Origin of the sequence: Stenotrophomonas sp. 57 (assembly GCF_030291075.1) — a bacterium.
GTDB lineage: Bacteria > Pseudomonadota > Gammaproteobacteria > Xanthomonadales > Xanthomonadaceae > Stenotrophomonas.
On record NZ_CP127407.1, the window covers coordinates 1,268,707 to 1,292,808 of the forward strand.

25 protein-coding genes are annotated in these 24,102 nt (G+C 62.5%); 13 read left to right on the forward strand and 12 right to left on the reverse strand.

Annotated elements, in window-relative coordinates:
• Positions 1-61 precede the first annotated feature (61 nt).
• From QP512_RS05835 to QP512_RS05845, 3 genes are all read left to right on the forward strand, one after another.
• Complete coding sequence (locus QP512_RS05835; RefSeq protein ID WP_111203361.1) at positions 62-301, forward strand: hypothetical protein; 240 nt, start codon at positions 62-64, stop codon at positions 299-301.
• A 9-nt stretch (positions 302-310) separates the two neighbouring features.
• Positions 311-718: an RNA-binding S4 domain-containing protein gene (locus tag QP512_RS05840; protein WP_099552426.1), complete on the forward strand. Its 408-nt coding sequence runs from the start codon at positions 311-313 to the stop codon at positions 716-718.
• Between the two features lie 141 nt (positions 719-859).
• Positions 860-2,050, forward strand: coding sequence for a cellulase family glycosylhydrolase (locus QP512_RS05845; RefSeq protein WP_286071304.1), 1,191 nt, complete (start codon positions 860-862; stop codon positions 2,048-2,050).
• 31 nt (positions 2,051-2,081) lie between these two features.
• On the opposite strand, the gene QP512_RS05850 is transcribed toward QP512_RS05845, so the two are convergent.
• The 3 genes from QP512_RS05850 to mutS form a co-directional block, all read right to left on the reverse strand.
• Positions 2,082-2,684 carry a DUF937 domain-containing protein gene (locus QP512_RS05850; protein ID WP_286071305.1) on the reverse strand — a complete coding sequence of 201 codons (603 nt, stop codon included), beginning with the start codon at positions 2,682-2,684 and terminating at the stop codon, positions 2,082-2,084.
• Between the two features lie 108 nt (positions 2,685-2,792).
• Positions 2,793-4,304: a catalase gene (locus QP512_RS05855; RefSeq protein WP_286071996.1), complete on the reverse strand. Its 1,512-nt coding sequence runs from the start codon at positions 4,302-4,304 to the stop codon at positions 2,793-2,795.
• A 325-nt stretch (positions 4,305-4,629) separates the two neighbouring features.
• On the reverse strand, positions 4,630-7,185 hold the full coding sequence (gene mutS / locus QP512_RS05860; protein WP_286071306.1) for a DNA mismatch repair protein MutS: 2,556 nt from the start codon (positions 7,183-7,185) through the stop codon (positions 4,630-4,632).
• Between the two features lie 202 nt (positions 7,186-7,387).
• Between mutS and QP512_RS05865 the strand changes: the two genes are divergently transcribed.
• The 3 genes from QP512_RS05865 to QP512_RS05875 all read left to right on the forward strand — a co-directional run bounded on the left by QP512_RS05865 (position 7,388) and on the right by QP512_RS05875 (position 10,643).
• Positions 7,388-9,283 (forward strand): integrase, encoded by a 1,896-nt coding sequence (locus QP512_RS05865; protein ID WP_286071307.1) that lies wholly within the window; start codon positions 7,388-7,390, stop codon positions 9,281-9,283.
• Between the two features lie 11 nt (positions 9,284-9,294).
• Positions 9,295-10,068, forward strand: coding sequence for a nucleotide-binding protein (locus tag QP512_RS05870; protein WP_286071308.1), 774 nt, complete (start codon positions 9,295-9,297; stop codon positions 10,066-10,068).
• A gap of 131 nt (positions 10,069-10,199) precedes the next feature.
• Positions 10,200-10,643, forward strand: coding sequence for a hypothetical protein (locus QP512_RS05875; RefSeq protein ID WP_286071309.1), 444 nt, complete (start codon positions 10,200-10,202; stop codon positions 10,641-10,643).
• A gap of 59 nt (positions 10,644-10,702) precedes the next feature.
• Here the strand turns inward: QP512_RS05875 and QP512_RS05880 are convergent, their stop codons facing one another.
• A complete protein-coding gene (locus QP512_RS05880; RefSeq protein ID WP_152904752.1) occupies positions 10,703-11,362 on the reverse strand; it encodes a hypothetical protein in 660 nt (219 codons plus the stop codon).
• 111 nt (positions 11,363-11,473) lie between these two features.
• Between QP512_RS05880 and QP512_RS05885 the strand changes: the two genes are divergently transcribed.
• Positions 11,474-12,496 carry a TauD/TfdA family dioxygenase gene (locus tag QP512_RS05885; protein ID WP_286071310.1) on the forward strand — a complete coding sequence of 341 codons (1,023 nt, stop codon included), beginning with the start codon at positions 11,474-11,476 and terminating at the stop codon, positions 12,494-12,496.
• Positions 12,497-13,249: 753 nt separating this feature from the next.
• Here the strand turns inward: QP512_RS05885 and QP512_RS05890 are convergent.
• Positions 13,250-13,537, reverse strand: a complete 288-nt coding sequence (locus QP512_RS05890) for a helix-turn-helix domain-containing protein (RefSeq protein WP_286071311.1) — start codon at positions 13,535-13,537, stop codon at positions 13,250-13,252.
• A gap of 207 nt (positions 13,538-13,744) precedes the next feature.
• On the opposite strand from QP512_RS05890, the gene QP512_RS05895 reads away from it, so the two are divergent.
• The 3 genes from QP512_RS05895 to QP512_RS05905 are packed head-to-tail and all read left to right on the forward strand — an operon-like array spanning position 13,745 to position 15,507.
• Entirely contained in the window at positions 13,745-14,608 is an 864-nt protein-coding gene (locus tag QP512_RS05895; protein WP_286071312.1) for a hypothetical protein, read from the forward strand.
• Positions 14,605-14,967: a hypothetical protein gene (locus QP512_RS05900; RefSeq protein WP_286071313.1), complete on the forward strand. Its 363-nt coding sequence runs from the start codon at positions 14,605-14,607 to the stop codon at positions 14,965-14,967. The genes QP512_RS05895 and QP512_RS05900 overlap by 4 nt, the downstream gene beginning before the upstream one ends.
• 45 nt (positions 14,968-15,012) lie before the next feature.
• Positions 15,013-15,507: an ABC transporter permease gene (locus tag QP512_RS05905; RefSeq protein ID WP_286071314.1), complete on the forward strand. Its 495-nt coding sequence runs from the start codon at positions 15,013-15,015 to the stop codon at positions 15,505-15,507.
• Positions 15,508-15,591: 84 nt separating this feature from the next.
• On the opposite strand, the gene QP512_RS05910 is transcribed toward QP512_RS05905, so the two are convergent.
• The gene (locus QP512_RS05910) at positions 15,592-15,735 is read right to left on the reverse strand and encodes a hypothetical protein (protein ID WP_286071315.1); all 144 of its coding nucleotides are present in this window, start codon (positions 15,733-15,735) and stop codon (positions 15,592-15,594) included.
• Positions 15,736-15,860: 125 nt separating this feature from the next.
• Positions 15,861-16,079 (reverse strand): hypothetical protein, encoded by a 219-nt coding sequence (locus QP512_RS05915; protein WP_286071316.1) that lies wholly within the window; start codon positions 16,077-16,079, stop codon positions 15,861-15,863.
• 1,014 nt (positions 16,080-17,093) lie between these two features.
• Between QP512_RS05915 and QP512_RS05920 the strand changes: the two genes are divergently transcribed.
• Positions 17,094-18,020 (forward strand): type II toxin-antitoxin system PemK/MazF family toxin, encoded by a 927-nt coding sequence (locus tag QP512_RS05920; RefSeq protein WP_286071317.1) that lies wholly within the window; start codon positions 17,094-17,096, stop codon positions 18,018-18,020.
• 311 nt (positions 18,021-18,331) lie between these two features.
• Here QP512_RS05920 and QP512_RS05925 read toward each other — a convergent pair whose 3' ends face one another.
• Together QP512_RS05925 and QP512_RS05930 are read right to left on the reverse strand one after the other, a co-directional pair.
• Positions 18,332-18,613 (reverse strand): hypothetical protein, encoded by a 282-nt coding sequence (locus tag QP512_RS05925; RefSeq protein ID WP_286071318.1) that lies wholly within the window; start codon positions 18,611-18,613, stop codon positions 18,332-18,334.
• A 264-nt stretch (positions 18,614-18,877) separates the two neighbouring features.
• On the reverse strand, positions 18,878-20,248 hold the full coding sequence (locus tag QP512_RS05930; protein ID WP_286071319.1) for an alpha/beta fold hydrolase: 1,371 nt from the start codon (positions 20,246-20,248) through the stop codon (positions 18,878-18,880).
• Positions 20,249-20,599: 351 nt separating this feature from the next.
• Here QP512_RS05930 and QP512_RS05935 point away from each other — a divergent pair, with 351 nt between their 5' ends.
• Positions 20,600-21,511 carry a type II CAAX endopeptidase family protein gene (locus QP512_RS05935; RefSeq protein ID WP_286071320.1) on the forward strand — a complete coding sequence of 304 codons (912 nt, stop codon included), beginning with the start codon at positions 20,600-20,602 and terminating at the stop codon, positions 21,509-21,511.
• A 62-nt stretch (positions 21,512-21,573) separates the two neighbouring features.
• Positions 21,574-21,843 carry a hypothetical protein gene (locus QP512_RS05940; RefSeq protein ID WP_286071321.1) on the forward strand — a complete coding sequence of 90 codons (270 nt, stop codon included), beginning with the start codon at positions 21,574-21,576 and terminating at the stop codon, positions 21,841-21,843.
• 97 nt (positions 21,844-21,940) lie between these two features.
• Here the strand turns inward: QP512_RS05940 and QP512_RS05945 are convergent, their stop codons facing one another.
• Genes QP512_RS05945 through QP512_RS05955 form a run of 3 tightly spaced genes read right to left on the reverse strand, consistent with a single transcriptional unit; the run spans position 21,941 to position 23,579 of the window.
• The gene (locus QP512_RS05945) at positions 21,941-22,228 is read right to left on the reverse strand and encodes a hypothetical protein (RefSeq protein ID WP_286071322.1); all 288 of its coding nucleotides are present in this window, start codon (positions 22,226-22,228) and stop codon (positions 21,941-21,943) included.
• Complete coding sequence (locus QP512_RS05950; protein ID WP_286071323.1) at positions 22,225-23,214, reverse strand: caspase family protein; 990 nt, start codon at positions 23,212-23,214, stop codon at positions 22,225-22,227. The genes QP512_RS05945 and QP512_RS05950 overlap by 4 nt, the downstream gene beginning before the upstream one ends.
• Entirely contained in the window at positions 23,211-23,579 is a 369-nt protein-coding gene (locus tag QP512_RS05955) for a hypothetical protein (RefSeq protein WP_286071324.1), read from the reverse strand. The genes QP512_RS05950 and QP512_RS05955 overlap by 4 nt, the downstream gene beginning before the upstream one ends.
• Between the last annotated feature and the right edge of the window lie 523 nt (positions 23,580-24,102).

Consider the following 24,102-nt stretch of genomic DNA (forward strand, 5'->3'; position numbering starts at 1 on the left):
GAGTGGTGATCGAATCCCGGGAGGCGCACACTAGCACCAAGCCGGTTTGCGGGATGTGGCAATGCATCAACGACTGCAGGTGACACGGGCTCTGGCGTTGGCCTTGATCGGCGCCACACTGGCCGCATGTTCGACAGGTGACCGGCTGGGCGATACCCAGGTGCGGCCGACCGACCGGCCTGAATGCCTGGTCGGCAGCCAGCGCCAGGATCTGTCTGCGGGTGTGCCGACCCTGATCGGCGGCACCGGCTGCCGTACCGACCCTGATCATCCACGTCCCCTGAACAAGCCACCGGAGTAGTCCAGATCGATGCATGAACTTCCCCCGCTGTCGCCCAGCGTCCGCCTGGACATCTGGCTGTGGGCGGCCCGTTTCTTCAAGACCCGCAGCCTGGCCAAGCAGGCCATCGAAACCGGCAAGGTCAGCGTCGCGGGGCAGCGCCCGAAATCCTCGCGCGCGGTACGGGTGGGCGAACAGCTGCAGGTGGATCGTGGCGAGGAGCATTTCGAGATCCAGGTGTTGGGCCTGAGCGATCAGCGCGGGCCGGCACCGGCGGCGCAGCAGCTGTATGCGGAGAGCGAGGCCTCGAAGGCGCGCCGTGCCGAGCAGCGTGCGCTGCGCATCGCCGCGCGCGACGGCTTCCAGCCGCCGGAGCACAAGCCGGACAAGCGTGCGCGGCGGTTGATCCGTGCGTTGGGAGACATCGACGCGCTGTGACGCATCCGCCATGCATGGCGGATGCCATGTGCGCGGGATTCCGTCGGTAGCGCGGGGCCATGCCCGGCGGGCAAGGTTCCGGTCAGCCGTTGTTGGGCAGGCCTCCGGCAGGGTCGGAACATCCTGTCATGGAAGATCGCAATGCGCCTGCGCCACAGCCTGCTGTGCCTGACCCTCGCCGCCGCCCCGGTGTACGCCGCCGACATCACCTTCTGGGATACTCCGCAACGCGGCGGCAACAGCATGAACATGTCGCCGCCCGATCGGGCCTACTTCGATGCCCTGCGCGCGACCGGCGCGACCTGGGTGCGCCTGGTACCAGACAAGTGGAAGGGGCAGGGCGGTCGTGATTTCCTGATCGGCAATGCCGATGACTACCGCGGCCTGGTTCCGGCCGACCTGGCCACGCTGCGCCGGGTGCTGGATGATGCCGACGCGGCAGGGCTGAACGTGGTGCTGACTCCGTTGTCGTTGCCGTTGCTGCGCTGGAAGCAGCACAACGGCGACAAGGTCGACCCGCGCCTGTGGCAGTCCTTCGACAATCACGTGCCGGCCCGGCGCTTCTGGAGCGACCTCGCCACGGCATTGAAGGGCCATCCCGCGCTGGCCGCCTACAACCTGATCAACGAACCGGTTCCCGAATACGGTGCTGGCCTGGCCGAGCATGCTTCGGCAGAGGCCATGCGCCGGTGGTACACCGGTGTACAGGATGGGCCGCGCGATCTGCGTCGTTTCTATTCGGAACTGATCGCCAGCATCCGCGAGGTCGATGCGGACATGCCGTTGATGCTGGATGCCGGCTGGTACGCCGCTGCGGACGGTTTCAACTACTGGCCGGCGCCGCTGGCGGACTCGAAACTGCTGTACAGCGTGCACATGTATGAGCCGTACGTCGCCACCAGCGCGCCAAACCAGAAGCGCACCACGCCGTATCGCTACCCGGGCGTGGTGCCATTTGGCGAACGCAGCGAACGCTGGGACGCCACGCGTGTCCGCAGCTACCTGCAGCAGCCGATGGACTGGGCGAAGACGCATGGCGTGGGCGCCAACCGCATGGTGGTTGGCGAGTTCGGCTGCATGCGGCGCTGGCCCGACTGCCGCCGCTACCTGCAGGACGTGCTGCAGGTGTTGGAGCAGGAGAAGGTGCATTGGGCCTTCTACGCCTTCCGTGAGGATGGCTGGGATGGCATGGACTACGAGCTGGGCGACAGTCCGCTGCCGTGGTCGTACTGGCAGGCGCAGGAGAAGGGGAAGACCGTGGCGCCGCCGCGTTCAATGAAAGCTCCGGTGTTCGCACCGATCCTGGAGCGGCTGAAGGCGGGCAACCGGTAAGACGCCGGGCCATGCCCGGCGACACCTCCGGTCAGCGCTTGCCACCGAGCAGGTTGCCGCCCAGCTTCAGCAGGTCGCCCACACCCAACTGGCCATCGCCGTCCTGGTCCAGCAGGCTGCCAAGCAGCCCGCCCGCGAGACCGCCCTGCTGCTGCACGTGCTGCTTTTCCTGGCCCAGCGCCTGGCTGAGCGAGCCGGCATCGGCCTGGCCACCGCCGAGGCGCTGGGCGAGGAAGGCCATCACGATCGGGGCGAGGATCTGCAGCAGCTGGCTGGTGCGGCCGCTGTCGAGCTGGGTGGCCTGGGCCAGGCCGGTTTCCACCTTCTGCTGGCTGCCGCCGAAGATGTGGCCGAGGATGCCAGCGCCGTCGCTGGCGGCACCACCGCCACCGCCGCCCAGCACCGAACCGAGCACGCTGCCCAGGTCCAGGCCGCTGTGGTTGTTCTGCAATGCCCCGAGCAGGGCCTGTGCGCCCTGCGGCTGCGAGGCGTTGTTGCCCAGTGCTCCCATCAACACCGGCAGCGCGGCGCTGATCGCACCGGACGCCTGGGTATCGCTGATGCCGAGCTGCTGCGACACCTGCTGAAGCGGGGCGCCCTGCAACTTTGAGAGAAGTTCATCGGTCAGGCTCATCAGGGGGCTCCTTGATTGGGGTTGGGCGTGCAGACGATACGACGCGGACCGTTAAAACGGCGACGCCGCCTCACGGGGAGGCGGCGTGCCGTATAGGGGACAGGGCGATCAGAGCTCGATGTCTTCGGCGCCCGGGGTCGCGGTGGGGAAGTCGGCTTCCGGCTGCGCCGGCTTGAACGGATCCGACGGCTGGCTGGCCAGCGCCTTCAGCGCGGCCGCGACACCGGCACCATAGGCCGGGTCGGCCTTGCTGCAGTTGTCGATGTGGCGCTGCTTGATGAAGTCCGGCGCATCGCCCAGGGCACGGGCGGTGTTGGCGAACAGGCGGTCCTTCTGCGCCTGGTTGTAGCTGCGGAAGAGCGCACCGGGCTGGCTGAAGTAGTCGGCGTCGTCTTCGCGGAAGTTCCAGAAGTCGGCGTCGCCGCGGATCCTCATCGGCGGCTCGCGGTACTCCGGCTGCTCCTGCCACTGGCCGTAGCTGTTCGGCTCGTAGTGCGGCAGGCCACCGTAGTTGCCGTCCACGCGCATCGCACCGTCACGGTGGTTGCTGTGCACCGGGCAACGTGCGGCGTTCACCGGAATCTGGTGGTGGTTCACGCCCAGGCGGTAGCGCTGCGCATCGGAATAGGCGAACAGGCGTGCCTGCAGCATCTTGTCCGGCGACGGGCCGATGCCCGGCACCAGGTTGCTCGGTGCGAATGCCGACTGCTCCACGTCCTGGTACCAGTTGACCGGGTTGCGGTTCAGTTCGAACTGGCCCACTTCGATCAGCGGGTAGTCGCTCTTCGGCCACACCTTGGTCAGGTCGAAGGGGTGCACGCGGTAGGTTTCCGCCTCCAGTTCCGGCATGACCTGGATGAACAGCTTCCACTTCGGGAAGTCGCCCTTCTCGATCGCGGCGAACAGGTCGCGGCCGTGGCTTTCGCGGTCATGGCCGACCAGGATCTGTGCCTGCGCGTCGGTCAGCGATTCGATGCCCTGCTGGCTGACGAAGTGGAACTTCACCCAGAAGCGCTCGCCGTCGGCGTTGGTGAAGCTGTAGGTATGCGAGCCGAAACCGTGCATGTGGCGGAAGCTGCGCGGGATGCCGCGGTCGCTCATCACCACGGTCACCTGCAGCAGGGCTTCGGGCAGCAGCGTCCAGAAATCCCAGTTGTTGCGTGCGCTGCGCAGGTTGGTGTGCGGATCGCGCTTGACCGCCTTGTTGAGGTCGGCGAACTTGCGCGGGTCGCGCAGGAAGAACACCGGCGTGTTGTTGCCGACCAGGTCCCAGTTGCCTTCTTCGGTGTAGAACTTCAGCGCGAAGCCGCGGATGTCGCGCTCGGCGTCGGCGGCGCCACGCTCACCGGCCACGGTGGTGAATCGGGCGAACATCTCGGTCTGCTTGCCGACCTTCTCGAACAGCTTGGCGCGGGTGTACTTGCTGATGTCGTGGGTGACGGTGAAGGTACCGAATGCGCCCGAGCCCTTGGCGTGCATGCGGCGCTCGGGAATGATCTCGCGGTTGAGGTTGGCCAGCTTCTCCAGCAGCCACACGTCTTCCATCAGCAGCGGGCCGCGCGGGCCGGCGGTCTTGCTGTTCTGGTTGTCCACCACCGGTGCGCCGAAGGCCGTGGTCATCGGCGTGACCTGGTCATCGCCATGCTTCTGCCTGGGCGTGGTGCTCAGCTCGCGCTGCTGCTCGGCGCCCTGCTCCGGCGACGGGGCGGTGTGGTACGGGCACTTGGCGTTGTTGTTGTCGGACTGGCTCATCGGCTGGCTCCTGGTGGCGGTGAAGACTTGGAAACATCTTCACTCGACTGTAGCTAGGGCCAGATGAAATGAATAATCGAATGATCCGTTCAGGTTGATAGATTCTGTCAATTGAAATGCAGAATCGGATTCGCGGAGTCTTTCATCAGCCCGGGGAAACTCCCCGGGCCCAAGGCCTCCCGCAGCGCTGCGCTTACAGCAGCGCCTTCAGCCGGTACAGGGCTTCCAGCGCCTGCTTCGGGGTCAGCTCGTCCGGATCGATCGTGGCCAGCGCTTCCTGTGCCTTGCTGGTCGGTGCGGTGAACAGGCCGAACTGCTGCGGGGCATCCAGCGCCTGCGGCGCCAATTCGGCGGCGTGGCTTTCACCGCCACGCTGCTCCAGCTCGGCCAGGCGGCGACGGGCCTGCGCCACGGTCGCTCGTGGCAGGCCGGCCAGCGCGGCCACCTGCAGGCCGAAGCTGCGGTTGGCCGGGCCGTCCTTCACCGCGTGCATGAACACCAGCGCTTCGCCATGCTCGACCGCGTCCAGGTGCACGTTGGCGATGCCGCTGCGGCCGCCCTCGTGTTGTTCGTCGGCCAGCGCGGTCAGCTCGAAGTAGTGGGTGGCGAACAGCGTGTAGCAGCGGTTCTGGTAGGCCAGGTGGCGGGCCACCGCATCGGCCAGTGCCAGGCCGTCGTAGGTGGAGGTGCCGCGGCCGATCTCGTCCATCAGCACCAGCGAATGCGCGGTGGCGTGATGCAGGATGTAGCTGGTCTCGGCCATCTCGACCATGAAGGTCGACTGCCCGCGCGCGAGGTCGTCGCCGGCACCGATGCGGGTCAGGATGCGGTCGATCGGGCCGATCAGCGCACGGCTGGCCGGCACGAAGCTGCCGATGTGGGCCAGCAGCACGATCAGCGCGTTCTGCCGCATGTAGGTCGACTTGCCGCCCATGTTCGGGCCGGTGATCACCAGCATGCGACGGTCCGGATGCAGGTCCAGGTCGTTCGGCTCGAACGGCTGTTCGCGCACGGCTTCGACCACCGGGTGGCGGCCGCGTTCGATCTTCAGGCAGGGCTCGGCCTGCAGTTCCGGGCGCGCCCAGTCCAGCGCCTGCGCGCGCTCGGCGAAGGCGGCCAGCACGTCCAGTTCGCTCAGCGCAGCGGCGCACTGCTTCAACGGTTCCAGCTGCCCGCCCAGCGTATCCAGCAGCTGCTCGTACAGGTACTTCTCGCGCGACAGCGAACGGTCGCGCGCGGACAGGACCTTGTCCTCGAACGCCTTCAGTTCTTCGGTGATGTAGCGCTCGGCATTGGTCAGCGTCTGGCGGCGGGTGTAGTGCACCGGCGCGCGGTCGGACTGGCCCTTGCTGATTTCAATGTAGTAGCCGTGCACGCGGTTGTAGCCGACCTTGAGGCTGGCGATGCCGCTGCTTTCGCGCTCGCGCTGTTCCAGGTCGACCAGGAACTGGTCGGCATGGGTGGACAGGCGGCGCAACTCGTCCAGCTCTTCATCGAAGCCATCGGCCAGCACGCCGCCATCGCTGAGCTTCAGCGGTGGCATGTCGGCGATGGCACTGGCCAGCAGGTGCGCACACTCGTCGTGCTCACCCAATGCGGCGTGCAGCGCCTGCAGGCGTGGCGAATCCAGCGGCGCCAGCACCTCGCGCACCGCCGGCAGCAGGCCCAGGCCATCGCGCAGGGTGGAAAAATCGCGCGGGCGCGCCGAGCGCAGCGCCACGCGGGTGAGAATGCGCTCCAGATCGCCCAGGCGGCGGAACTGTTCGCGGATGTCGGCGTCGCTGCCGCGGTCGATCAGGGTCTCCACCGCGTGGTGGCGCTGCACCAGCACCTCGCGCAGGCGCAGCGGGCGGTGCAGCCAGCGTCGCAGCAGGCGGCCGCCCATCGGCGTCACCGTGCTGTCGAGCACGCCCAGCAGGGTATTGCGGGTATCGCCGTCAACACGCGTGTCCAGTTCCAGATGGCGGCGGGTGGCGGCGTTCATCGCGATCGCCTCGCCTGCAGTTTCCATCGCGATCGAGGTCAGGTGCGGCAGGCGCTGCTTCTGGGTTTCCTCGACATAGCCGAGCAGGGCGCCGGCCGCGGCGGTGGCGCGCGGCTTGTCGTCGATGCCGAAACCGCTGAGGTCATGCAGCTTGAAGAAGGCCAGCAGCTGGCGGCGGCCGCTGTCCGCATCGAACAGCCACGGTGCACGCCGGCGCACGCCGGTGCGCTGGCGCAGGAACTCCGGCCAGTTCTCCTCGTCGGGTACCAGCAGCTCGGCGGGTTCCAGGCGGGCCAGTTCGGCTTCCAGCGCGTCGTCGGTTTCCACTTCGTTGACCAGGAAGCGGCCACCGGCCAGGTCGGCCCAGGCCAGGCCGTAGCCCTGCTTGCTGCGCGACAGGGCCATCAGCAGGGTGTCGCGGCGCTCGTCCAGCAGCGCCTCGTCAGTGACCGTGCCAGGGGTGACGATGCGCACGACCTTGCGCTCGACCAGGCCCTTGGCCAGCGCCGGGTCACCGATCTGTTCACAGATGGCCACCGATTCGCCCAGCGCCACCAGCCGCGCCAGGTAGCCTTCGTAGGCATGCACCGGCACGCCCGCCATCGGGATCGGCGCGCCGCCGGAGCTGCCGCGCTGGGTCAGGGTGATGTCGAGCAGGCGTGCGGCCTTGCGGGCGTCGTCGTAGAACAGCTCGTAGAAGTCGCCCATGCGGAAGAACAGCAGCAGGTCCGGATAGTCGGACTTGGCTGCGAAGAACTGCTTCATGAGGGGCGTGTGCTCTGCGCTGGCCTTCGATGCAGACGGTTTCGCTTTTGAATCAGTGGTTTGCAAGAGAACTTCCTACGGGTTGTAGCGATCAATCCAGGCCACTTGCGGCAAGTAACGGGGTTCTTCGTTGCGCCGCGGTTGCGCTAGTCACTCAAAGAGGATCAAATCGATGTTGCGACGGACAGACGGCGGATCGACCATGGATACGGTTGTTACGGCGCAGGCAGAGGCCCCGCGCCGCCGAGGCACCAAGTTTAAGCTGACCTACCGGCAAATCTGCGAGTTGAGCGTGGCCAAAGGCCCGGTCGAAGGCAAGCAGGGAAGGGTGGTCATCGCCCCTCGACTGTCCGGAGACGCCGGAAAGCCTTACCGCGTCCTGGACGGCAATCAGGGCGCGCCAACGGGCTTTGGCTTCTACGTGGGCACCACCCGCACCACTTACGAAGTCGTGGTCCGAGGCCCGGCCGGGGTTCGTCGGTTCTCCTTGGGCAGCGTCACCGACATCGGACCGGAGCAAGCCTACGAGTTGGCCCGGCGGAAATTGGCCGTGGTTCGGGAGACGGGCGAGCATCCTTCGAAAGAGGAGGCCCGAGCCGAGCAGTTGGTTGAGCTGAAGGGGCTCACGCTGGCGGACTGCTTTGCGGCCTACGTTGAGGACCTGCAGAAGCGCGTGCGCAACAAGAAAGCCAAGCCCGCCAGCATCCGGGCAATCCAGGACAGCCTGGCGCGGTTTGCCCGCCCAGAAGTAGGGCTGGCGGAAAAACCGATCCTTCAGCTTTTGGACAAGGACATCCACCGTGCGTTCGACAGCTTGCGGCGATCGTCCATGGTGCGCTCCAACCGGATCCCCACCCCGATGCGCCAAGCGCTGGCTGATCAACCGGATTGGGCCGAGCTCTCCACGCAACAGCTCGAAGCGTTGGGCGTGACCGGGAAGTACATCCAGCGAGTCAAAGCGGCCGGTTTGGCGTCGACCGAGCACGCGTTCACAGACGCGAAGAGGGCGGTCGACCTGGCGCTGAAGCGGGAACGCAAAGCGGCGGCCCAGCAGCAGCGGGAGCCGGTGCTGCGTTACAACCCGTTCCAAGTCATCCACGACGACGACATGCTGCGGGACTCGCAAGCACTGCGCCGGCACTACGAGCGCGCGGAAGTGCGCAACCCGTTGGGGGACGAGACGCTGCCCACGGTCCTGAAGGTGATCTTGGCTCGGCGGGACGAGCAAGGTGGCTTGAACGCCACCGGCGCGGACTACCTGCTGCTGACCCTGCTCTGGGGCACCCGCCGCGGCGAGGCCGCTCCCCTGCGCTGGTTTGACCGGTGCTCCCCGGGCGAGCTGCGCCAGTCGGAAGTGTCCTGGGTCTGGTTGGCAGCACCGGATGAGGTCAACCCTTACACGAGGCGAGCGGGCTCTCAGGTCTACCTGTTTGACACCAAGAACGGTGAGGAGCGCTACCTGCCGGTGGCCTACTTTGCTGAAAAGATTTTGCAGCGGCGGTTCGACGAGCGCGCGGACGAAACCAAGCTCAAGCAAGACTTGGCGGACGCGGAAGAAGTGCTGGGCGCCGCCCGAGCCAGGCGTGCACGCCGGGATCTGCTCGACCGGCTGGAGAAAGAGGTGGAGAGGTCACGCCGCGCGCTGGCCAAAACCATGTTCGTGTTCCCGGCCCGATCAGATCGCAGCACGACGGGGCACTACTCGGACAGCAAGAGCATCGTGGCGAACGTGCGTCGGGACGCGGGGTTGCTCGATCTGCGGGCAGAGGTCGACATCGGTCTGACCATCCACGACCTGCGTCGCACGCTCGGTCGCTACGCGGCCCTATTGTTTGGCGAGAGCCGGATCGTGTCCCAACTGCTCCACCACAGGACGTTGGGCCGCGGCGAAGATCGCATGGCCGCTGTCTCCGAACGCTACACCGAGCAAGAATGGTCAAAGCTGCGCGAGGCCATGGGCCGCGTGGAAGAGCACATGGTCGCGACCAGTCCTCGCGTCTGGAATCGCTTGAAGGGAACGGACAAGCCTCGGCTGGACGAGGCCGGCGATGCCCCAGTCTCCATTTTCTCAGCAAGAAACCGGCGCGACGCCCAGTAAGGAGCGACCCAATGGAATGCCAGCGTAAAGAAGAGGACTACCTGGAGCAGCGCTCTGCGGCACTGGATGCTGAGCTGAACAAAGCCGCCGCGGGCTTGCCGCCTCCGACGATCAGCACCAAGGCAGCGGCGCGTTACCTGGGAGTCCACTTCGACACGCTTGGAGAGTGGCGCCGTCGAACGCCTCCTGCAGGGCCGCCCTTCGTGAAAGGGGCCGGCCGTGCTGGTGGAGGGGCGAACGAGCATGTTCGTTACCCCTACACCGAACTTGTCGCTTGGCAGGCCTCACGCGTGGGGCGCAGTGTCAAAGAGCGTCGCCTGATCGACGAACTGGACGCGGCCCAGCAACGGGTCCGTGAGCTGGAAATCGAATTGGCCTTGCGGCAGGCGCGGGACGATGCAAGCCGGCTGCAGAAGAAGTTGGGGCGCATCGCATCGCTGGCCACGCTCGATGACATTGCCGTGGTTCCCCATGAGTGGGCATTGGTGGACGGCCAAGTGGCCGGTCATGTCTTGGTGGTGAGTGACGATGTGCTGAGCGGTGCACTTGAACGGGGCGATTTATGGGATGCCACAGTCGAGCAGGCCTTGCAGGCGCCCTGGGTCAACGGGGAGACGCGTGAGCCCTACCATGCCGCCTACGCCAACGTGCTTCAGATAGTTATGCAAAAACTTCGCGAAGCCCAGGCAGCCCAGCGGGCCAGCGATCTGGAGGCGCGTTGGGCGCCAGGGGATGCGATGGGTGTGTCCGTGCGGCCTTTCGCCCGAGACAAAGAAGGGTCGTGAATTGGGGAACAGACCCGGTTGAGGCGACTACGGGTCTGTTTCATGGACAGCGCGCGGTCTTGCCTTAGCCGATGCCGCAGCGCGTAGCACTAGGCTAGGTAATGGTCCTACAACGTCAGAGGGAGAATCATATGCACACAGACATTGCAGCCGCCATGGGCTTCGACGACCTCTACAGCGGAAGTGAGGCCTTCCGTGAGCGCTTCGATGAGATGCTGGACGCAGTGAAGGCGCTGCCAGAAAGCGTCCAGGAGCGCGGGCGGTCACTGATGTATCCCCAGCTGCATAACGCTTGCGTGATGGGGGATGTGGAGCTTGTGAGGGCGCTTTTGGCTGCCGGCCTGGACCCGGACGCGTATACCTACACAGACGACGATGAGGATCAGCCTCCCTTGGTCTGGCTGGCCCGTGACTTGGAGCTCGATTTCGAGGCGAAGTGTCAGGTCGCCGAGGCGCTGATTGGTGCAGGGGCGAGCGTGGAAGAGGGGGATCCAGAAGCGGAGGCTAAGGACGTTGGGGACGACGATTTCGCTAGCTTCCTGCATGCCAGGCGGCGACCCGACAAGGTGGGCTGATACATCCTTAGCATTCCGTCTGTCGCGTCTGCCTCAACGCGACCGATGCAGAGCTAAGTTCAGCCCACCGCTTGTTGGGCATTAAGAGCGACAGCCAAGCAGCTTGCGGAGAACGACGACAGGGTCCGACCGTGTTCATGGGCAGTGACCAAGAGCTCACAGTAAAGCGGCTCATCGACTCGCGCCATGACCGGTCTGCTGGGGCCCCGGTAGGCAGTCAGCGCTTCCTCAAATCGTTCGTCGACCTTGCTGGACCTATCGTGCTTCAGTCCTTCGTCGAATAGGTTCATACCCTTACGAAGCAGCATTCGAACAACTGACGATTGCTTCGCACCTTCCCCCGCGGATTTGACTGCAGACCACAAGGATTCCGGTGCCGAAACTCCAATGGTTCGACGTGGCCGTCGTACAACACGAGCGTTGTTCGGAAGTGATTCGGCGGATACAGCCTTAGGGGCAATGTGCGCCGCCGTTCGCTTGAGGAAATCAGGCATCAAAAGTTCAACCGCGGCCGCAAGCGCCTGCTCCTCATTGAAGCCCTTGCCAAGAAGAAGTTCCCTTCTACCAAGAGTGGCATGAACTTCAAACGCGTGGTTGCTATCATTGTAATATGTGCAAGCTGCACCAATTAGCTTCGCTCTCGAATGCAGTTGGTTCGACGCGTGTTCGATGAGTCGCTGAAGATCTCTCAGATCGTTCCCGTGGGTAGTAGAGGGCATGGGCTGACTCCTCAGACTGGTAGCTAACACTGGCAGCGCCTACGTGAAGGGTGTATCAATTTTGTATCACTAATTTTAGGCCCGTCAAGTTGGGGGTCTACAGGGGAAAACATGGATGTAGGTATTGCGCACGCCTTACGTGATTCTGTGGCTGAATTCTGCAAGGAAAACGCTGACACGCTTTCGATGGCGGTCCTCGATCCAATTGTGGCCGGACAGGCAATTTGCGCAAAACTGGCGCAGAGAATTGACTGCGCGGTTGCTGCGGCTCAGATCAAGGAGGATTTGGAGCAAAACGGTGTCGCCTTGTTCAAAGGGGTATTTGTTCCAGGGGAAGACCTTCCCGAGACACCCTCTGCATTTGTCCCCGTTCCAATGACGGGGACCACCGCTGCGCTTCAGCTTTGCGTGATTGGGGCCAATGCTCTCATCGGCAAGCTAACCGTGTCTTATGGATCAGAAAACGATGGCAACCTCTTCGTGAACCTTGTCGGTATGGGGGGGGATGGACAAACGGCGTTCAAATCGCAGAAGCATATGCGAGGGCATACAGATGCCATGAGCTTTCCTTTCCCAGGGGAGAAGGATCCGCACTATCCAGGTGTCGCGCCCTCCCCAGATCTCGTTTGTTTGGGTGCGCTGCGCAATCCGGATGGAGTTCCTACGACCATCATGCCCCTCGCAAAAATTCTGGAAGACCTTGACGAAGGCGTGATCAAGGAGCTGATGCAGCGGAAGTTCACCGTCGTGTGTCAGGAAACTTTCAAGGACGGAACGATTGCGAAGCTGGGAGTTCGGCATTCAGTGCGTGGTGCAGCAGTAATTCGTGACACGGTAAACGCGGAACGGTGGGTCAGGTTCAGCCACACGAAAGTCACCGCCGACGAGGACGACCAGGTAGGGATGGATGCACTTGAGGCATTCAAGAGTGCTGTGGCCAGTCATGTCCAGTCTGTTCCCCTTGAGCCTGGCGACATCCTCTTGGTAAGCAATCGCCGGGCGTTGCATGGACGGAGCAAGGTTGGCGACGCCAAAGGCGGAAAAAGCCGCTGGCTCGTTCGCTCCTATGCTCTTGACGGTCGACACGCGCAGGCATACCTGATCCAAGGAAGCAGTTTTTGTCTGTTTCCCTAATCCCGGATTCGTAAAGTATAGAGCGTCGTGGTGTGGGGATCACGTTCGCCTTGAAAGGGCAGCCACCTTTCAAGGCCTCGCTGATTTGGACTGTTGATCGGCGACCCAGAGGCAGGGGCGGCAATTGCCCAGCGGCGATCTGGGAGGCGGGGGGAGGGCCAATTGCCATTGACCTACTACATCCGGCGCGTGGGTGTTCGCTGGTGAAGGATGAGGGACTTGCTTGTCACTCGAAAGGCACCAAGGCCGCTCACGGTGTTCATGCCGAGGCGGGAGTGCTGCGAGGCATCCTGCCTAGCGAGCTTGTTTGCGGCTGCTGGTCGCCGAAGGCTGGGCGCATGATGGCAACGGCTCCTGTCAAGGATGCGGGCGGTGGTCCGACATGGGGCGGCCGCTTCGACGACGGGAAGATTGCTTCGAGCTTCACGCTGTCTTGGAGGCAGGGCAGCTGCAGGCGGCCTATCTCAACGCAGACTCGGGTCGGAGTGTTGCCGGGGATGGCTTATCGCCGCTGTTCTTGTGAAGGGACAGGCAACCATTTCGCAGATTGGGTCGCACTGAGGCGGCACGCCCACACTGTGCATTCGAGCTGACTGCGTTGAGATGTCCTGACCACGCTATGGAACCCTAAACGCTGGCTTTCAACTTCTGGAAGTTAGCCAAGAGGCGCGTGCTATGGAGGCGACCAAGGCGTGGTCTCGACCGAGCACGAGCCTCTTACTCTGCCTGCACCGACAGAACAATCGCTATCGGCTATCCGGGGTCTGCCAAGAGGCGGTCAATGGCTTGCTTCCGCTTACCGGGTGGGAGCGCGGTGAGCCCCTCGAGGACTTGGGAGAGTTTGCCTTGCTGGGTCTCGCTTTGAACGCCCAGTGCCAAAATAGCGTCGGCCATCGCCGGCGTCGTCGCCAGCAGGTAGGCCGGCGGCACGTCCAACGCCTGCGCCAGCTCGAAGAGTGCTTCGAGGCTGATAGACATTGCCCCCGATTCATAGCGGGAGATTCGTGCCGATGCCGTGTCTTTGTCCAGCGCCATTCGCATCCCCACTTCCCGTTGGCTCAGGCCCCGCCATTCGCGGGCTTGACGTAAGCGCGCGGCCACGATCGCTCGCGGGGTTGTCGGCGTAGTCACAGGCTGAACGGATGCAGTGCAGGCATGCACCGATGATGACCCAAGCCCTACGTCACGGGTAGACTCTACGTACCACGTAAGTCCGTGGCAAGTCCATCCAAAGGAACGAGGGGCTGTATGAAGAACGGGGCAGTTCTGGCTGGCGCGCTCGCGCTTGCCGTATCGGCGGGCGCCAGCGCCCAATCCACGACCGCATCGGGCCTGCTTCGGCAGATCGGTGGGGCCCTTTCTGGGAAGTCCGGCTCGCAGGCCAAGGTGTCCCACCCCCTGTACGCCGAACCTGCCGGGATGTACTGGGACCTGGACGAGGACACCCTTGAGGGTGCTCAGCACCTTCGCGAAGGGCTGTCCTCCACCGGCGCGCAAGGGATCGACATGTGCGACATGGGCCTGCTGGCGATGGCCCATTCCACCTATCAGTTGAGGCCTGACAAACGGCAGTGGTGCTTGCGGCAGGCGTGGGTGGCCGCAAAGAGGACGACGGGCAGCAAAGAGGCGGAGCCGTCAGCGGCGGTGATCGAGCAGCGCTTCGGGCGTGCTTTCGACGCACGGCTGGAGCGGTTCAAAGGGATTCGGCGGTATGCCGTTCGCCCGAACTTCAAAGCGCTGGGCGGGGTCAGCTACAACCCGGATAGGGGCGTCATGGAAGTGTTCGTGCCCATGCCGCAAATCTCGCTCGCTGGCTTGAGTGTCACGGGAAAGAACTTCGTCCCTTGGATCCGCAAGACGCCGACGGGCGTGTCCAGCCCACCGAACGCGGGGCGCTACCGGTTGCTGATCCGGATGGATCCCGCTGAAGCGGCCAACCTCGCGCGGCAAGGGCGCTCGTTCCACGACGACCGCGTGGTCTTCTCGGTCAACCGGGTTTGGATCGACGGCACGGAACCCAGGATGGACGTGACCGTTGAGAAGGTGAGCTTGGGCTATCGGAACGAAACGATCGAAGTGGACGTCACTAAGAACCAAGGAGAAGGTGCATGAAGCGTGGAATGGTGGCCGCTGCGGTAGCCGTTGTCGTCTTGGCCGCATGCAGCAAGGCGGACCAGGGACCGTCGATGGAGCAGGTGGCGAAGGGTTACGAGCAGTATTTGAACGCGAACCTGGTGGCCGAACTGGGGCAGCGCGTGGAAGTGCGTGGCTGGGGGGATTTGAACGCCGACTGCAATCCGAGCGGGCCCGAACGAACGACGTGCGTCACGGGCGGCACCCTGGATGTGATCGGTTTCCAAGGTGGGCGCCAACTGAAGGAGGCTCCTGCACCTGTGCCTGCCCGGGCAGACCTGGTGTTTGAAAAGCGGGCAGGGCAGTGGGTGCTCATCGACGCACAGAAGAAGCCCTGATCAATCCTTGCAACCCAACCTCGTTTTCGCTCATTTGGAGGTTCCATGAATGCCCATGTCCGCTCTCACTCGACCGCATCCCATATGCAGTGGGGCCTGCTCGCACCCGCAACGGTCCTCCTGGGCGGTGCTGGCCTGCTCGCCTTCGCAGGCGGTGCAGAAATTTCTGAAGAGCTGGGGCTTGCCTGGCAGGCTGTGGCGGCGTTCTCGGCTGGCGTTGGCGTGCTGGCGCTCCTCCTGCTGCTCTACGTGCTGAACTGGCGGGCGGCGCGCGTTCGGGCAGCCAGGGCGGTCAATCCCTTCTTGGAATCGAGGCGCGGGGGCTTCTGGAAGGGGGCACTGATGGGCACGCTGGTCGTGGTAGCCGCCCAGATCGGAAGCATCGGCGTGGGGATCTTCTACCCTGGCCTGATCGAGTCGGAACGCAACTTCTTCGTGTCTGTCCCGCCGCTGGCGTTGGCCGCCCTCTACACCGTCTTTCCGATTGCGCCACTGGTGGGCGGGTTGATCGGGCGCGTGTGGCGCGCCACCAGTCTGTAGGGCCGGCCGGGAGCTTCTGAGAACCGTCAAGGGGACAAATGCCCCCTTTCGGCGGTTCGCGAAAGATGCCGCGACTATGGCCACCTACGTCTCTCGACGCTCCATCAGCGCCGTCCGGTAGTTCTCGCAGGCGTCCCTCAAGCCCGATTGGGCCGCCGCGATCAACGCATAGGTGCTCATGACGGAAGCTTCGTTCCGCTCGATGATCAAGATCGGAAGTGCGTCCATTGCCTGTTTCTAGTCTTGCTCCGAGCCTCTGTGGTGCTTGTTGTTGCAATTGTGGTCCATCGTCTCGCCCGGGGAGCTCTTAGCCGGTAGTGCCCTGGGGGGGGGGGGCAGTGCCGCCCAGGGCTTCAGGCGCGTACGACTGCAGGGACGTCGCGTATTCCCGGAACTCGCCAGGCCAAGAGTACTGCCGCCGTGGCGATGGTCGCCAGGGTCAGGACGGCGGCGTCATGGCCGGCGTGCTGCACGATGAAGCCCGCCAAGGCGGGGCTGAGCGCGTCCGCCACACCAAAGACAATGGAGACCGCGCCCAGCGTGACATTGAAACGCCCGGTGACCTCGCTCAAGTGACCCACCATGGTGGGGACGAGCGCACCGAAAATCCCAGCGCCAATTCCATTGAGTAGCTGTACGCCCAGCAACCACGCCGACGCGTAGGAAACCCGACGATGGCAGCAACGGTCATGACCACGCCGATGCTGGCCGGCCGCCAGTGGTGTACCGAGAGCAGAAAGATGGCCAAGTAGTGCCCTGGGCCGCCGTGGACATCGACCAAGAAGAAGTTCAAGCCGTCCAGGGCGCGTTCGGCTCGCTGGCTTACGGTAGAGTGCGGAACGCGAGCGGTCACGCGGATAATGCCAAGGGTTTTGAGGGACGGCCAAGATCGGTCGCCGTCTCATGCGCGAGACGCTGTGATGGTGGTGTCGCGCCCCTTCCCAGACGAGTACGGGCATCGGGAGCCGCTGTCAGCGGAAGCCACTGCGACTCCTACTAGAAATGAGACGTCGGTCGGGCGAGAGCTTGGAGCGGACGGAGGATCGCGCCAACCACGGCGTGGCCAAATAGTGCTGACCACTCTCCGCTGAGGCATTTGGGGATGCCAAGCCTGATTGGACGATCCCATCCCCTGTCCTGCACACCCACCGTGAACAGCTGGTGCAACTCCGGGTCAGGGAAACGATGCAGTATTCCGGACCGCCGGCAGGTCGCCGCCTAATAGCGACCCGAAACGCCGCGCCGCCACTCTCATCGTTACCATCCATTGCGTGCTGTTTGCATTAAACCAGTTAACAATAAGTTTCGACTTGCCTGCCTTGATTATCAAACAACAATAAATCATTGTTGATGCTGTTCGTTTTAGTGTTCGTATTTGTTCCTGAGGGTGCTGGTTAGGCCCAATGATGCCAAGATATTACTCGTTCATGTGGATGCCTTTTCTGCGCATACTTCCGGTGGATGCATCGACGACCATAGTCTAGGTTGTGCGGGCTTGAGACTCCTGCGGTAAAATCGTCGGAGGATGCCCGTAGCGGGCTTGAACAGTGAAGTGAAGGCCCAGGACTGGGCGGGGGAGTTGCAGCGTGACAACTATTGTCGTGGAATACGTGGATGAGGCGACCGGACATCTTTTGGGGCGGGAAGAGCATGCCGATATCCATGGAGTGGCAGTTCCTCGGCTCAATGGGAAGGTGACGATCTGCTGCAAGTCATTTACAGGTCACGCCGCTACGCGCTGGCAAGTCATGTCGGTTGACTCGCACGCGGCCACGTCACCTGCACTTGTAAAGGTTGTTCTTCAGCGGCATAACGCATCGGTTAAGAATTTGGCTGAGACAACCTCGAAGGGAGGTGTGAAGCTCGCTACCTTGATGCACCCAGGAAAGCTTGTCGAAGTTGAATATGGGCATATCCCGCAGGTTGTAGGATCCGACGGCTCCTTGGCCAACAATACGTCCTTTTATGACATGCATCTGAAGGGAGAAATGCATAAACGGCGTTTGGCTGTGGTGTTGAGTGTGGGCAACGGGACGCTCCAGGTGGCTCCGGTAACATCCAAACAGGGAGCAGCTTCTGACCCAACCCGGGTCCGCATCAGTCCGGAGACCTTGGCCAGCTTGCCGTTCTATGCCAATAGCGGGCTGAACAGTTGGGCCCTTTGTGGGATGGTCACAAGTGTGGCTTTCGCCCGTGTGTTGCCGCCCAACCATGCCGGGCCGAGGGGGCAATCTCGCGACCATAGCTACCCCGCACGCGTCTCATCCGCCGAGCGTCGGGAAATCATGCTGGGCGTGTCTCACTCGGTCGGCATGAGGCCAGAAAAGCCAAACAAGGGTGAAGTGAAGCGGGAAAAGAAGTTGGAGAGTAAAATTGCATTGCTGGAGCAGCAGCTTCAGTTGGTCCTTGAGGTTGCCCGAGGGTGGGAGAGCGCCGTCAACCTCTCACTGGATGAAGAGGTTGAAGAGCTTCGAAAACTGAATGCTGAACAGGCGGCTTCCTTGAATGTTTGACAGGGCATTCTTGGATTGCTATAGTTCCTTCACTTGGTGAAGGACACGGTGCAGTGACGGCCTTCACGACGGCGTTAAATCGCCCACTGCGAAGTGAAACAAAAAAGAAAAAGGTCGCCTTCAGGCGGCCTTTTTTTTGTCCCAATGGCGTTCGATGTCTAATGACATTGGCTGGTGGATGGTAATTGAGCGGTCGTGCGGTTTGGACGCCACGCAACTCCATTGATGCTTGGATGCCACCGTGGAGGCGGATGGCTCGCAGGTAGACAGCAGAATCCCTGCTGGTATTCCTTCCCATGTCGGCTCTGGTCTTAGTAGCCCTCGGGGAAAGAGATGCTTCCTCTGGTTATTTGATTCCCAGCGGAATCAATCGTCCAGAGTTCGGCCTTATGGATATCCCTCTGGATTGAAAATGCCTGAGAGGGGTCATACCACCGATAACCCACGCCGTAAGTTGTGCCGTCGTGAGCAAGCTCATACTGGCCTAAGTTCCACCGTTTGTCAGCGATCACCTCGTGAAACCCGTAAAGGTTCAAAAACTGCTTCAGCTGCGCATCGCTGCTTATTTCGGAAAATTCTTCATAAAAGGCCATGTATTAACTCCTCGGTCTGTAGCCAGAAGCATGGTGCTTGGCTATAAGCTAGAGCATAGCCCAGTCCTCCGAGCAGCGTTGCTGGCGTTTCTCTCAGATACCGCCCGATTTGGCTATGGGCGCCCCGTTCATTTGGCATCACTCGTGCTCTTTGAGATGCGAAGCCGGCTCGTCCATTGTAGCGTGCCCGTCCGCCTTGCTAAGCACGCGAGCGCAGAATAAGCGCGTTCAGATCAGAGCCGACCCACGCCGGGATGAGTGCTCTTACCTTGGCGCGGGTTCTGCGCAGCGCTCGCTCACCACTTCGCCATTGATGAAACTGCCCACGGCAGCAACGAAGCAGCGTGGCGCGACCAGCGCCAGCAGATGTGCGCCCCGGTCCACCGTGTGGAACGTCACAGGCCCCGACCTGCGGAGCAACGCAGCGTGTTCCTGGGCACCGGCGTAGGCGGTGTTCGGATCCAGCGTTCCCTGCAGGATCAGTGTCCGTGGCAGGGTGTCCGGCGTCTTTCCGAACCAGGCATCACGCGGGTAACGCGGGACACTGCCACTGACGAGCAGGCCGGGAATGGGGCTGACGAACAGCGCATCTTTGGCCTCTTCGTTCACGGTCTCTAGGCTGAGCTCAGGGCGTGCATTGTTCTCCGAGGCGGCGATGAGCATCACCAGCGGCAGGGCCGGTTGGTTGTTTCCTCCCTGTCCCAGCTGCGCCAGCGCGGCATTCCAGTCCCTCACCGTGGCGGCCAGCGTGCGGGTATCGCCTTCGGAAAGGTCTTGCACAATCTTCGGCATCCGATCGCGCAGCGTAGGGAAGCTCAGCAGCGCTGCGAAGAACCGGCGCAGGTCGCCGCCCGGCACGTCGTTCTGCCAAGCGCCATCCTTCGCCGCCAGCAACGTCCGATACTGCTGGAGGCCTGGTGCATCCATGCTCTGCCGCCCGACCTGATCGACAAGGGCTGTGCGCCGACTGAGATCCCACGTCTCAGTGGATTCGGGCGGCACCAGCCCGTCGAGGATGAGCCCATCCAGATGAAGCTCATTGACTTGGAGCGAACGCAATGCCAGCTGGGTACCGTAGGAAACGCCATACAGCAACACCTGCCCGCTGCGATGTGCCTGTGACATCAGAATGCCAATGTCATGCGCAGCCTCGGTAATGGAAAAGGCCGACGTGCGCTGCAGGTTGGCGTACATGCTGCCGATGCAAGGGCCCCATTCGGCACCTGCCAACCCTGTGCCTTCTGGGCTTTCAGGTGCTTCCTGGACGGGGCAGATTCGCGAAGACCGACCCGTGCCGCGGTGGTCGGGAATCACAAGATCAAACCCGGGGAACGCACGCTGGTAGGTCGCGATCAGAGGATAGAGGGAGGCGCCTGACTCGCCCGGGCCGCCAGAGAGCAGCCAGACCTCGCCTCGCTTGGGCGCCTCCGCGCTGGCCGGTATGCGGCGCAGAAACAGCGCAATCTGCTCGCCTGATGGATCGGCATGGCGAAGTGGAACGTCCACCGTGGCGCAGTGTGATCCGCGCAGGATGGGTGACGCGCCGTCCTCGCAGGCACGCGTCTTGGTTGCAGATGCGCAAGCAATTGCTGGTAAGAACAGAAGCAACACCGCCCACAGCGCACTACGGCCCATCGGCCATCCTTTGGCTTGAATAAGCGCCTACTTTGGGGCTGGACGGGAGCTGGGGCGAATGCCGAAAGTCACCCGACGCTACTGTGGCTGCCTGCTTCTGGCCGAAAGCGGACGTTCGGGAAGGAAGGAGGCGCCGATCGCTTGTAATGTCGGTGCCCGCCGGCGGTTTCAACTTCGTTAAACATATGACACCGACACCCAAATCCGACGCCACGGGCGACGACTCGGCCCCATTTCGTCGGCCATCCCGGTAATTCATCGCTGGCTTCTGTGGCTTGGTCGCAAACGGATTGCCACGCCCCAGCGCGAATGGCAACGTGCAGCAGCGATCACCTCTACCTGGAGCCCCCCATGACCCCCGTTTCCCTGTACTCGCCCGATCCGGCTCGCGGCTGGTTGCCTTGGGCCTGGCTGGCTCCGATCCTGATGGTCTTTTTTAACGCGGTACCAGTGCTTGCGCTTGACGGGTGGATGCAGTCGCAGCATTGGTCGACTCCACACGGCGATCCGATCGGCCTCGCTGGTCTCTATGCGCTGCTGTGGATCGGCTTCGCGCCGACGCTGGTAGCCGTGCTCGCCTGGGTACGCTTCGTGGAAGGGCGCTCGCTGGCGAGTATCGGGCTGACTGGTCCGACGCCGCTGATAACCTTCCTCCGCGGACTGGCCGTTGGATGCGGCACGATCGCGCTGGTCGTGGTCGCTATTTGGATAACAGGCGGCATGCAGGCGGCGGGCTTGGGTCAAGCCTTGCGGTCGCCCGAGAGTTTGCTGCACATCGGTTTGCTGCTGCTGAGTTTCATTTTCCAAGCGAGCGTGGAGGAAATCATCTTCCGCGGCTGGATGCTGTCGGTGATGGCGCGCAAGACGAATGTCGCGGCGGCAGTGCTTCTCGTGTCGTTCGTTTTCTGCTTCCTGCATTTTAGTCCGCACCAGCCGCCCCTGGTCACGCTCAACACGTTCCTGTTCTCGCTGTTTGCCTGCGCGTGGGCGCTGCGGACCGGCAGTATCTGGGGCGTGATGGGGTGGCACACGGGGTGGAACTGGGTACTCGCGACCGGATTCGAACTGCCCGTCACCGGCATGAACGCGCACTTGCCAGCGCTGCTGGTGGCGCTGCGCCCGCAAGGCGCCGACGCGCTCACTGGTGGCGCGCAAGGGCCGGAAGGTAGTTACCTGTGCAGCGTATTCTTCGTAGCCGCGATCGCGTGGATCCAGTGGCGAAAGACGCGCGGAGCTCAGGGCTTCTCGCCGACCAGCAGGTAACGCCATTGCCGGGGCCGCGAGGTGCTGCGCACCCCGGCGTGCGCCATGTGTTGGCCACGGTGATGATGTGGATGCTGGCGCATAACATTCTGTCCACCTACGTGGCGTCATTTGCATGCAATGCCGGGCTGGCGGACCGGGTGGACGTGCTGCTGGTCTTCGGGGCGGCCGCACCGGAGGGTATTGGCGTGGCAGGTAAGCTGGTGGGACGTCACCTGCGCAGCACAGCGCTGGTATCGCTGGGAACCTTCTTCCTGGCGCTGCAGGTAATGGCGCGCTCGCGTGCATTGCCTTGCTGCGGTGAAGCGTACGGTCAGCTTGCTGCGTACTAGCAAGCGCCGTCTGTGATCAAAGATCTTGGGCCGCTTAGCATGGCAACGCGACCGATGCCCGCGCAGGGGCGTTAGCGTCGCAGCAATGTGCTCTTCCCTACTTGCTTAAGTGAAGAGCCTCCCTTATCAGTGGCAAGTACTTCATGACTTGCTCGCGGTCAGAGCTCTGCTCATCGGGAGTGAGCTCTGCGTATGGGGTCGCAATTTGGCGTTCCCATCTCAACACGAGCTCGGCAGGCAGAACGATGCTGCCATCGTCCCGGCGCTGGCCCTGCTTATGTAAGTAAGCCTGCCAATGGGCCCACCTCTCGTGTTCAATGGAAGCAAGCCGCTCCACCAGATCTTCCATGGCGCGGTCAAGATTTTGGTCGGCTACGTTATTCATATCCGACCTCTTGTCGCCAGTGCCCTATAGTGTTCTCCCAGAGCGGTTAGTCGGACTGACTTCGATTCCATCGCGGCGTGCCACATGTGCGGCGCTCCTTCCGGCACCAGCAGACCGACTCTGTTGTATTTCTGTAAGACTGAGAAAATGGCGGCGTTCTCTGGGTCAGGAGGGGGGATGCCGTTGGGATCCCTTTCCCAGTCGGCGGAACGCTCAGGCTCGAAGGAAGGGTCCAGTTGGAAGGTGGCCCCCTTGCTAGGGAACAGTTCCGAGATTCTCCGTAGGTCGGAAAGTGCAAGGGGCGGCTGGACTTTGCGCAGAGACACAAAGGTCTTTACATTTGTTTTAAAAACAGGGCGCTGTGCCCAAGGTCCCAACGATTGATCCACGTGGGCATAGACGCCGCCTGGCGTCACGTCACCAACTAGGTTGGAAGCCGCTCCTCCCAGCGCATCAACAAGGAGGGAAGTGAAGACGCCAGCGCCGTCTTCTTCTGTGGCGTATTGCTCAGCCGTAGAAGCAGTCAGGATCGTGACGCCATCGCTGATTTCCGCGACGCGCTGATTCAATGCTGCCCCGCCTGCGACCCCACTATGGCAGCTGTCCAAGATGATGACACGGTTGGCCATTTTGGACCGGTTGGCCATCGTCATGATTTCTGAAAGCGGCAGGCCATCGTGTCCGGTATGGATCTCCGACGAGCACAGGTAGCCGCCGGTTTCTTCGATGTGTCCGTGGCCTGCAAAATACAGCAACGCAACTTCCCCCTCCCCAGCAAACAGCTCTTCAATCGCAGAGCGCAGTTCCTCCCGGGTCACTGAGTCGCCAGGCCCAGTCGCCGTTAGATGCCGGACGCCAAAGTTGGGTGACCCGTCAGCATGCCGATCTAGCATCGCCTTGACCGCAAATGAGTCATTGACGCATCCATGAAGGTCAGAGACGTGAGCGTAAAAGTCCACGCCCACCACCAAGGCTCTCCGCGTCACAGCGTGTCGATCCAGTCTTCGAGGTTTGCCCAGGTCCAGGTCATGGTGCTGACGCCGGCAAGCGCGGTCCTATCGTCCTTGTAACCCCAGATCCCTTTTAGCGGCACGCCTTCCGCCTTAGCGCAGGTAATTTCCCACTTCTGTCCGCTAGAGGTCAGCGAGTTCGCCGACACGATCGCCAAGACGCCATCTGAACGAAGAATTCGAGTGCGGACCTTCTTTTTCCACTCTTCGTCGTAGGCATCTTTAACTGACATGTCGACGTATTCAAAGGGCGTCTTTGTGTTGAGCGACTGTCCTTTGAGCATGTCTCGAATTGCAACGTCTTCGATTGCGAAAGCGACAAAAACAACCTTTTTGGCCATGACGATTCATCCTGATCGAGATAGGTCTAAGATTTGTGACGCACATCACATGGGCATTCATACCACGGGTCGGCTACATGATCATGGTGCGGCGCACCAAGCTATCTACTAGGGAAGTTTGTTGGCATCCGCGTTGAGGCCGGCACTGCCCGACAACTCTTGACTGGGGTAGGGAAAGGTAAAAGGCAGCGGCGAGAGACCGTGACCGCAGTGCTTGTCCCGATCTTAGCTTTGCCCGATTCACGCAGGGACGCGCGAAGCAAAACCTCCGCTAGCTTGACGGTGCATGTTCCAAGCCAATCCCGTGTCGCCTCAACCTACCGTGGATAAACGAAAGATACATGTCCCTTCAAATTTCGATAGTTGGTCGCTATCGGGCGACAAATCCTGTCTCCTAGGTGGAGGTCTGTTGTCTGAAATGGCGCTATTTGTGGTCAAAAGCGGACATTTGCCTGCTAAGTGAGCCCATTTCTGCGAATTGGCCGCATAAATGGGGCGCATTAAGGTTGTTCTGCGTGGGGCC